This window comes from Streptomyces sp. SID5785 (assembly GCF_009870065.1).
Taxonomy (GTDB): Bacteria; Actinomycetota; Actinomycetes; order Streptomycetales; family Streptomycetaceae; genus Streptomyces.
The window spans coordinates 1-10246 of sequence record NZ_WWIA01000002.1 but is presented as its reverse complement, the minus strand read 5'-3'; the positions used below and the strand labels follow the sequence as shown (position 1 = coordinate 10246).

8 protein-coding genes are annotated in these 10246 nt (G+C 72.3%); 1 reads left to right on the top strand and 7 read right to left on the bottom strand.

Annotated elements, in window-relative coordinates:
• The 3 genes from GTW43_RS00095 to lepA all read right to left on the bottom strand — a co-directional run.
• Positions 1-513: ATP-binding protein (locus tag GTW43_RS00095; protein ID WP_161299466.1), on the bottom strand; the 513-nt coding region annotated here is incomplete at its 3' end.
• Positions 514-755: 242 nt separating this feature from the next.
• Positions 756-2645 (bottom strand): AMP-dependent synthetase/ligase, encoded by a 1890-nt coding sequence (locus tag GTW43_RS00090; RefSeq protein ID WP_161299465.1) that lies wholly within the window; start codon positions 2643-2645, stop codon positions 756-758.
• Positions 2646-2961: 316 nt separating this feature from the next.
• Positions 2962-4824 carry a translation elongation factor 4 gene (gene lepA / locus GTW43_RS00085; RefSeq protein ID WP_161299464.1) on the bottom strand — a complete coding sequence of 621 codons (1863 nt, stop codon included), beginning with the start codon at positions 4822-4824 and terminating at the stop codon, positions 2962-2964.
• A gap of 235 nt (positions 4825-5059) precedes the next feature.
• Between lepA and rpsT the strand changes: the two genes are divergently transcribed.
• Entirely contained in the window at positions 5060-5326 is a 267-nt protein-coding gene (gene rpsT / locus GTW43_RS00080; RefSeq protein WP_161299463.1) for a 30S ribosomal protein S20, read from the top strand.
• Between the two features lie 181 nt (positions 5327-5507).
• Here rpsT and holA read toward each other — a convergent pair whose 3' ends face one another.
• The 4 genes from holA to GTW43_RS00060 all read right to left on the bottom strand — a co-directional run.
• On the bottom strand, positions 5508-6491 hold the full coding sequence (holA, locus tag GTW43_RS00075; RefSeq protein ID WP_161299462.1) for a DNA polymerase III subunit delta: 984 nt from the start codon (positions 6489-6491) through the stop codon (positions 5508-5510).
• Positions 6492-6591: 100 nt separating this feature from the next.
• Positions 6592-6837: a hypothetical protein gene (locus GTW43_RS00070; protein ID WP_161299461.1), complete on the bottom strand. Its 246-nt coding sequence runs from the start codon at positions 6835-6837 to the stop codon at positions 6592-6594.
• Between the two features lie 51 nt (positions 6838-6888).
• Positions 6889-7770, bottom strand: a complete 882-nt coding sequence (locus GTW43_RS00065; protein ID WP_161299460.1) for a YceI family protein — start codon at positions 7768-7770, stop codon at positions 6889-6891.
• A gap of 188 nt (positions 7771-7958) precedes the next feature.
• The coding region (locus GTW43_RS00060; RefSeq protein ID WP_161299459.1) for a ComEC/Rec2 family competence protein at positions 7959-10246 on the bottom strand (2288 nt) is incomplete at its 5' end.

Genomic DNA, 10246 nt, shown 5'->3' with positions numbered 1-10246 from the left:
GGCGCGCGGCCCGCGGCGGTCCGGGCGGGCGGCGGGCTGCGGGGCGGGCTCGGCGCTCTCGGTGCCGTCGGCGGGCAGCCGGGCCCAGACGGTCTTCGTGCCGGGCCGGTAGGTGATGCCCCAGGCCTCGGCGAGGGAGGCGACGAGCTGGAGGCCGCGCCCGTACTCGGGGATGTCGGGGGTGCGGGCCGCACGGTCGGTGCGCACGGCGCGGGTGGGGTGGTGGTCGGTGACCTCGACGACGAGGCCCGCGGGGCCGTCGGCGGTGGGGCCGTCGCGCCGGCACACGAGGTCGACGCCGGTGCCGGCGTGCACCACGGCGTTCGTGACGAGCTCGCTGACGACGACGACCGCGTCGTCGGCCAGCCGGTCGCCGACGGGCGGGACCGCCTTCGCGGTCCGGTCCGCGAACAGGGCGCGCACGAAGCGGCGGGCGGCGGCGGGGGCCAGCGGATTGCCGGGCAGCGAGGTGCGGACCTCGTCCGGGCCGTCGTCGTACGGACGGTCGGACAGGTCCCCGGTGCTGAAGGTGGTCTCCCGCTGAAGAGGAATGGACCCCACGGTTCGGCTCCTGGCTGTTCGGGCGTGGACGCCTGAGGCGACAGGAACAGAGTGACAGACCGGGCCCGCTCATAAGCGGCGAGTCACCGAACCGGTCCGGGACGGGTGACAAGAGTGGTATGCGCGATTCCGCGCGCGGGCCCCGGTGCGGTCCGGGGCCCGCGCGCGGTCGCGGGCGGCAGCTGCGGCGGGGCTCAGCCCTCGCGGGAGCCCGCGTACATCTCCTCGAGCAGCTCCTTGTACTGCCGCTCGACGACCGGGCGCTTCAGCTTCAGGCTCGGGGTCAGCTCGCCGTGCTCGATGTCCAGGTCGCGCGGCAGCAGCTTGAACTTCTTGATGGTCTGCCAGCGCTGCAGGCCCTCGTTGAGCTCCTGCACGTAGCCCTCGACGAGCTGCACGGTCGCGGGGGCCGCGACGACGTCCGCGTAGGAGGCGCCGCCGAGGCCGTTCTCCTTCGCCCACTCCAGGATCGCCGGCTCGTCGAGCGCGATCAGGGCGGTGCAGAAGTTCCGGTCGGCGCCGTGCACCAGGATGTTCGACACGTACGGACACACGGCCTTGAACTGGCCCTCGACCTCGGCCGGCGCGATGTACTTGCCGCCCGACGTCTTGATCAGGTCCTTCTTGCGGTCGGTGATCTTCAGGTAGCCGTCGACGGACAGCTCGCCGATGTCCCCGGTGTGGAACCAGCCGTCGGACTCCAGGACCTCGGACGTCTTGTCGGGCAGCCCGTGGTAGCCCTCCATGATGCCGGGGCCGCGCAGCAGGATCTCGCCGTCGTCCGCGATCCGCACCTCGGTGCCGGGCAGCGGCTTGCCGACGGTGCCGGTGCGGTAGGCCTCGCCCGGGTTCACGAACGACGCGGCGGAGGACTCGGTGAGGCCGTAGCCCTCCAGGATGTGCACGCCCGCGCCGGCGAAGAAGTAGCCGATCTCGGGGGCGAGCGCCGCCGAGCCCGAGACGCAGGCGCGCAGCCGCCCGCCGAAGGCCTCGCGCAGCTTGCTGTAGACGAGCGTGTCGGCGACCTTGTGCTTCGACGCGAGCCCGAACGGCGCCGAGGCGACACCCGTGCGGCGGAAGTTGTCCTGCGTGACCTTGGCGTACTCGCGGGCGACGCCCGCCGCCCACTGGAAGATCTTGTACTTGGCGTTGCCGCCGGCCCGGGCCTTCGCCGCGACGCCGTTGTAGACCTTCTCGAAGATGCGCGGCACGGCGGCCATGTAGGTGGGCTGCACGACCGGCAGGTTCTCGATGATCTTGTCGACGCGGCCGTCGACGGCCGTGACGTGGCCGACCTCGATCTGGCCGGAGGTCAGCACCTTGCCGAAGACGTGCGCGAGCGGCAGCCACAGGTACTGCACGTCGTCCTGGGTGACCAGGCCCGTCGCGGCGATCGCCTTCGCCATGTACGACCAGTTGTCGTGCGGCAGCCGCACGCCCTTGGGGCGGCCCGTGGTGCCGGAGGTGTAGATGAGCGTGGCGAGCTGGCCCTTCTGGATCGCCCCGACGCGCTCCTCGACGATCTCGGGGTTCTTCTCCAGGTAGGCGGCGCCGCGCGCCTCCAGGTCCTCCAGCGTCAGCAGCCAGCCGTCGGGGTCGGCGGCGTCCGGCTCCACACCGGCCGCGTCGACCACCACGACGTGCGCGAGCTCGGGCAGCTCGGCGCGCCGCTCGCGCGCCTTGGCGACCTGCGCCGCGTCCTCCGCGACGAGCACCTTCGACGCGGAGTCGGACAGGATGAACGCCGACTCGTCCGCGTTCGTCTGCGGATAGACCGTCGTGGTCGCCGCGCCCGCGCACATGATGCCGAGGTCCGCCAGGATCCACTCAACCCGCGTCGAGGAGGCGAGGGCGACGCGCTGCTCGGGCTGCACACCGAGCTCCACGAGCCCGGCCGCGATGGCGTGGACCCGCGTCGCGGCCTGCGCCCAGCTCAGCGACTTCCACTCGTCGGGACCCTCGCCGGAGGCCGGTGGCACCGGGTATCGGTAGGCCTCGGCATCCGGGGTCGTGGCCACGCGCTCCAGGAAGAGAGACGCCACGGACGGCGGCCGGTTCTCGATCAGGGTCTGTGTGTCGCTCACGACGTCCTCCGGGGCCCGCGACGGTGCGGCTTGTTTAACTGGTGAGTAACCATCGAGCAGTGATCAGGGTAAGGCGCACTCGCCCGGTGCGTAAGAGGCTCCGGCCTTCAACTTCCCCGGGTTCCCGGCCGGGGCGTCCCGACTGCCCCGGATCGCACACCGCTTTCACACGTTCCCCCACGTCCCGCCCCCTGTCGCGAGGCGCGGGGCGCGGGTCGCGGACCGCGGGTCGCCGGGACGAAGAGAGCGGGCCCGGCACGCGACAGCGCACCGGACCCGCTCGGAAGATCTCCGGACGAACCGGAGGGGCAATGGCCTACTTCTTGGCCTTGCCGCCCCCGTCGTCGCTGGACAGCACCGCGATGAAGGCCTCCTGCGGGACCTCCACGGAGCCGACCATCTTCATCCGCTTCTTGCCTTCCTTCTGCTTCTCCAGCAGCTTCCGCTTACGGGAGATGTCACCGCCGTAGCACTTGGCGAGCACGTCCTTGCGGATGGCGCGGATCGTCTCACGGGCGATCACCCGGGAGCCGATCGCCGCCTGGATCGGCACCTCGAAGGCCTGCCGCGGGATCAGCTCGCGCAGCTTGGCGACGAGCCGCACCCCGTACGAGTACGCGGCGTCCCGGTGCGTGATCGCGGAGAAGGCGTCGACCTTGTCGCCGTGGAGCAGGATGTCGACCTTCACCAGGTTCGCCGTCTGCTCGCCGGTGGGCTCGTAGTCCAGCGAGGCGTAGCCCCGCGTCTTGGACTTCAGCTGGTCGAAGAAGTCGAACACGATCTCCGCGAGCGGCAGCGTGTAGCGGATCTCGACACGGTCCTCGGACAGGTAGTCCATGCCGAGCAGGGTGCCGCGCCGCGTCTGGCACAGCTCCATGATCGAGCCGATGAACTCCGACGGCGCGAGGATCGTGGCCCGCACGATCGGCTCGTAGACCTTGTCGATCTTCCCCTCGGGGAACTCGCTCGGGTTCGTGACGACGTGCTCGGTGCCGTCCTCCATGTCGACGCGGTAGACCACGTTCGGCGCGGTGGCGATCAGGTCGAGGCCGAACTCGCGCTCGAGCCGCTCCCGGATCACGTCGAGGTGCAGCAGACCGAGGAAACCGACGCGGAAGCCGAAGCCGAGCGCGGCCGAGGTCTCCGGCTCGTAGACCAGCGCCGCATCGTTGAGCTGCAGCTTGTCGAGCGCGTCGCGCAGCTCCGGGTAGTCCGAACCGTCCAGCGGATACAGACCCGAGAAGACCATCGGCTTCGGGTCCTTGTACCCGCCGAGCGCCTCCTCGGCCCCCTTGCTCTGGCTGGTGATCGTGTCACCGACCTTGGACTGGCGGACGTCCTTCACGCCGGTGATGAGGTACCCCACCTCGCCGACGCCGAGACCGTCGGCCGGCAGCATCTCCGGCGAGTTCGTCCCGATCTCGAGCAGCTCGTGCGTCGCGCCGGTCGACATCATCCGGATCCGCTCACGCTTGTTGAGCTGACCGTCGACGACACGGACGTACGTCACGACGCCGCGGTACGAGTCGTAGACCGAGTCGAAGATCATCGCGCGGGCGGGCGCGTCCTGGACGCCGACCGGGGCCGGGATCTGCTCCACGACCCGGTCGAGCAGCGCCTCGACCCCCATACCGGTCTTCGCCGAGACCTTCAGCACGTCCTCGGGGTCGCAGCCGACGAGGTTCGCCAGCTCCTCCGAGAACTTCTCCGGCTGGGCCGCCGGCAGGTCGATCTTGTTGAGCACCGGGATGATCTGGAGGTCGTTCTCCATCGCCAGGTACAGGTTGGCGAGGGTCTGGGCCTCGATGCCCTGGGCGGCGTCGACCAGCAGGATCGTCCCCTCGCACGCGGCGAGCGAGCGCGAGACCTCGTACGTGAAGTCCACGTGGCCCGGGGTGTCGATCATGTTGAGGATGTGCGTGTCGCTCTTGTCGTGGGTCGGGGCCCACGGCAAACGCACCGCCTGGGACTTGATCGTGATGCCGCGCTCTCGCTCGATGTCCATCCGGTCGAGGTACTGAGCACGCATCTGCCGCTGCTCGACCACTCCGGTCAGCTGGAGCATCCGGTCGGCGAGCGTGGACTTGCCGTGGTCGATGTGCGCGATGATGCAGAAATTGCGGATCAGCGCCGGGTCGGTACGGCTCGGCTCGGGCACATGCTTAGGGGTCGCGGGCACGCAGGGTCCTGTCTCTTGAGGCGCCTTATGCCTCAGGTCGGCCTCGGTTGGGAACGATACGTAGCTTCCATGGTCCCACGGCGGAGGGACTGCGCCCGGTTTGGGCCGGTCGGACGGCGGCTGGTACCGTGGGCAGCTGTGTCTCATGCCCTCTCAGCGCGAGGCACGCACTCAGTGAAAATCATCGGTACGGGACCTCACCGGCCCCGTGCCTGAACCTGCAAAGGCTCATTTCGTGGCGAACATCAAGTCCCAGATCAAGCGGATCAAGACCAACGAGAAGGCGCGGCTGCGCAACAAGGCCGTCAAGTCCTCCCTCAAGACCGCGATCCGCAAGGCCCGCGAGGCCGCTGCCGCGGGTGACGTCGAGAAGGCCACCGAGTACCAGCGCGCTGCCGCGCGTCAGCTCGACAAGGCCGTCTCGAAGGGCGTCATCCACAAGAACCAGGCCGCCAACAAGAAGTCGGCGCTTGCTTCGAAGGTCTCGTCCCTCAAGGGCTGAACCTGTCTGACCGACTGAACAAGCCGGCAGGACCCGGGCGGGCCCTCTCTCATCCGCCCCCGGCCGGCACCCTGAGCCGCACGCGACTGCGTTCGCCACGCGGGTGCGGCTCATCCTCTGCGTGAACCGTGTGCCCCTGTCCCGGTCGGGACGGGGGCACACGGCGTTCCCACCCTTGGGGCTAGCCTCGTGCCCGCGCGGCCCGCGCCACCGCCACCACGGCCTTCTCCAGCGCGTACCCGGGGTCCTCGCCGCCGCCCTTGACCCCCGCGTCGGCCTCCGCGACGGCCCGCAGCGCGACGGCGACCCCGTCCGGCGTCCAGCCGCGCATCTGCTGCCGCACCCGGTCGATCTTCCACGGCGGCATCCCGAGCTCGCGCGCCAGATCGGCCGGCCGCCCGCCCCGCGCCGACGACAGCTTCCCGATCGCGCGCACCCCCTGCGCCAGCGCGCTGGTGATCAGGACGGGCGCCACCCCGGTCGCGAGCGACCACCGCAGCGCCTCCAGCGCTTCCGCGGCCCGGCCCTCGACGGCCCGGTCGGCGACGGTGAAGCTCGACGCCTCGGCCCGCCCCGTGTAGTACCGCCCGACGACGGCCTCGTCGACGGTGCCCTCCACGTCGGCGCCCAACTGCGCGACGGCGGAGGCCAGCTCCCGCAGATCGCTGCCGATCGCGTCGACGAGCGCCTGGCAGGCCTCCGGCGTCGCGGACCGCCCCAGCGTCCGGAACTCGCCCCGCACGAACGCCAGCCGGTCCGCCGGCTTCGTCATCTTCGGGCAGGCCACCTCCCGGGCGCCCGCCTTGCGCGCGGCGTCGAGGAGCCCCTTGCCCTTGGCCCCGCCGGCGTGCAGCAGGACGAGCGTGATCTCCTCGGCAGGCGACGCGATGTACGCCTTCACGTCCTTGACCGTGTCCGCCGACAGGTCCTGCGCGGCGCGCACGACGACGACCTTGCGCTCGGCGAACAGCGACGGGCTCGTCAGCTCGGCCAGCGTGCCGGGCTGCAACCGGTCGGGGGTCAGATCGCGTACGTCGGTGTCGGCGTCGGCGGCGCGGGCGGCCGCGACCACCTGCTGCACGGCGCGGTCGAGCAGCAGGTCCTCCTGGCCCACCGCGACGGTGAGCGGAGCGAGTGGATCGTCGTGTGCAGTCTTCCTGGCCATCGCGGTCAAGCATCCCACGGGGCACTGACAGCCCCGGCCGCCCGGCTCGCGCCCGCGCCTGCGCCTGCGCCCGCGCTCGGGTGACCGGCGCCGCCGCGGTCTACTGCTCCTCGCGCCAGCCGTCCCACTCGGCGGCGAACGCGTCGAGCGCACCCGCCGCCAGCCGGCTCTCCGGGTCCTCGACGACCACGAGCCACTGCGCGTCCTCGGCGTCGTCCTCCCCTGCCAGCGCGTCCCGGACCAGCTGGGGCTCCTCGGTGACGCCGAACCGCTCCCCGAGCGCCTCGGCCGCCTCCTCCGCGGCGTCGCGGTCGGGCAGCACCAGTACGTGTCTCACATCGCTCACGCCACCATCTTGACCGAGACCGGTCCGGGGCCGGTCGGCGGGAGTCGGCACTCAGCCCTTGGGCACGATCTGGACGTCCAGCTCGATCTTGACACTGGACCCGACGACGGCGATGCCCCGCGCGAGCATGGTCTGCCAGCTGACGGTGAAGTCGTCGCGGTGCAGCTCGGTGACGGCACGGCAGGCGGCGCGGGTCTCGCCCTCCATCCCGTTGCCGATGCCCAGGTACTCGGCGTCGAGCGTGACCGTGCGCGTGACGCCGTGCAGCGAGAGCGCGCCGGTGATGCCCCACTTGCTGCCGCCCTTGTGCACGAACCGGTCGCTGTAGAACTCCAGCGTCGGGAACCGGTCGACGTCCAGGAAGTCCGCCGACCGCAGGTGGTCGTCGCGCATCTTGACGTTCGTGTCGATGGAGGACGCGTCGATGACGACGTGCATCGCCGACTGCTCGATGCGGTCGGCGACGCGCAGCGCCCCGGCGAACGTGTTGAAGCGGCCGTGCACCCGGGCCAGCCCGATGTGCCGGGCGGTGAACGCGATCGAGGAGTGCGTCGGCTCGATCTCCCACTCCCCCGGGTCCGGCAGCAGGGGCGGCTGCGCGACCTGGAGGGTGATGTCGCCGACGGCGGCGTGCCCGCTGTCCGCCACCGTCACGTTCCCGCGATAGGGGGTGTAGCCGTCGGCCGTGACCGCGAGCCGGTAGTCGCCGGAGGGCACCGTCGCCATGAACGAGCCGAACGGGTCCGTGCTCCCCGTCACCATCGTGCGCCCCATGGCGTCGTTCACGGCGAGCTCCGCGCTGCGCACCGGCTCGTTGACGGGGTCCAGGACCCGGCAGCTGAGCATCCCGCCGCTGGGCGGGACCGTCATCGCCGCCAGGGGGTTCGTTCGTTGAGCCCGGTTCGTACGGTTTCCCAGCCAGCGGCCGAACATGAACTACCTACCCCTGAGACGTCTTGACAACAGTAGTTGCGTGATGAACGAAGAAGCATTCGACCATCGTTGCGGCTTTCGAGGCAACACGGGCCCACATCACGGGATTGACAGAGAAGACGACCGAGTGCCCACGACTCACCCGAATTACCTACTCCGGATAGCGTTTCGCCAGCTCAGCGGCATTTCTACTCACCGGTAGCAGCGAAGCGGACGCGGCCCTCGTCGCCTCCCCTTCCGCCACGGCCGTCGCCGCCGTCGCCGTCGTCACCGCCGCCGCCGCCGACCACCGCGACCGCGCCGTCACGGTCCGTCCGCAGCACCGTCGCGCCCTGACCGCGCAGCGCTGCCAGGGTCCGGGGCGCCGGGTGCCCGTACGTGTTCTCGGCACCCACCGAGATCAGCGCCAGCCGGGGCGCGGCCCGCCGCAGCAGCTCCGGGTCCTGGTACGCCGACCCGTGGTGGGCCACCTTCAGCACGTCCACCCCGGACAGGCGTGCCCCGTCGGCCGTCCGCAGCAGGGCCCGCTGCGCCGCCGGCTCCAGGTCCCCGAGCAGCAGCAGCGTCAGCCCCGCCGTCCGCACGAGCAGCGTCACGCTCGCGTCGTTCGGCCCGTCCGGCTCCGGGCTCCCCGGACCGGCCTGCGGCCACAGCACCCGCCAGTCCAGGGGCCCGGCGCGACGCCGCTCCCCGACGACCGCGCGGCTGACCGGGATGGCGTGCCGCGCCGCGAGCCGCCGGACGAACGCCGCCTGGTCGGCCGGCTCCGCGAACCCCGTCGTCCCGATCTCCGCCACCTCCCGCCCGCGCAGCACGCCCGGCAGGCCGGCCACATGGTCCGCGTGGAAGTGCGTCAGGAGCACCAGCGGGATGCGGGTGACGCCCAGCGTGCGCAGGCACCGGTCCACGAGCAGCGGGTCCGGGCCCGCGTCGACCACGACCCCGGTGCCCGGTCCCGCGGCGAGGACCAGCGCATCACCCTGCCCCACGTCGCACATGACCAGCCGCCATCCCGGCGGGGGCCAGCCGGTGATCACCCGGGCGACCGGCGGCGGCTGCACGACGAACAGGACCAGCAGCACCGCGCACCCCACCAGCGTCCAGGGCGACCGGGCCGCTCTGCGCCCCAGCACGACCAGGACCGCCGTGGCGAGTGCGAGCAGCGCGCCGCCGCGCCAGCCGCCCGGCCAGTCGATCCCGCCGCCGGGCAGCGCGGCGCCCGTCCGCGCGATGTCCGCGATCCATCCCGCGGGCCAACCGGCGCACCAGGCAAGGCACTTGGCCACCGGCATCGCCCAGGGCGCCGTCGCGAGGGCCGCGAAGCCGAGGACGGTCGCGGGCGCCACGGCGAACTCCGCGAGCAGATTGCACGGCACCGCCACCAGGCTCACCCGCGCCGCGAGCACCGCCACGACCGGGGCGCACACGGCTTGCGCCGCGGCCGCCGCCCCGAGCGCCTCCGCGATCCGAGCCGGTACACCGCGGGCCGCGAGGGCCGCACTCCAGCGCGGGGCGACGGTCAGGAGGGCGCCGGTCGCGAGGACCGAGAGCAGGAACCCGTAACTCCGGGCCAGCCACGGGTCGTAGAGCACCAGCAGCAGGACCGCCGTGGCCAGCGCAGGGATCAGGGATCTGCGGCGGCCGGTGGCGATGGCGAGCAGGGCGATCAGCCCGCAGGCCGCGGCCCGCAGCACGCTCGGCTCGGGCCGGCACACCACGACGAACCCGAGGGTAAGGACCCCGCCGCACGCCGCCGTGGTCCGCAGCGACAGGCCGACCCGGGGCGCGAGGCCGCGGCGTTCGGCACGGTGCGCGATGCCCGGCGGTCCGATCAACAGGGCGAGCAGAAGGGTGAAGTTGGCCCCGCTGACGGCCATGAGGTGCAGCAGATCGGTCTCCTGGAACGCCGTGTGCAGTTCCGGTGTGACCCGGGCCGTGTCGCCGACGACGAGCCCGGGGAGCAGGGCGCGGGCGTCCTCGGGAAGCCCCGCGGTGGCCTCGCGCAGCCCCGTGCGCAGGGTGCCGGCCAGCCGCTGGGCCCGGCTGGGCTCACCCACGACGTGCGAGAGCCGGCCCTTTCCGATGCGCAGGACGGCCGCGATCCGGTCGCCGCCGACGAGTGGCGGAGCGAGTCTGCCCTCGACGCGGAGCCGGGTGGTCGGCAGCAGCGACAGCCAGCGGGGCCGCCCGTCCGCCGCCCGCCGTGCGGCCCCTGCCTCGCCGGTGGCGTCCCGCCCCTCGCCCGAGGTGTCACGCTGCTCCGCCGAGCCGTCGGCGATGATCAGGACCGGCGTCCTGCCCCGGGTCTCGCCGCCGTCCGCCGAGGCCACCCGGACCAGGTCCGCCTCGACGAGGACAGCGGCCGGTGCCGCGTGGTCCCCTCCGGCCCGTGGCCGGGTGAGCCGCGGGTCGCCGGTGAGCTCCACCTCCGCGCGCACGGTGGCGTGCCGCTCGGCGAGGTCCGGTACGGGCCCCC

Excerpts from the sequence above, each read along its gene's own strand:
- holA (WP_161299462.1), bottom strand. The coding sequence starts at position 6,491 with ATGGCCAGGAAGACTGCACACGACGATCCACTCGCTCCGCTCACCGTC.
- GTW43_RS00065 (WP_161299460.1), bottom strand. The coding sequence starts at position 7,770 with ATGTTCGGCCGCTGGCTGGGAAACCGTACGAACCGGGCTCAACGAACG.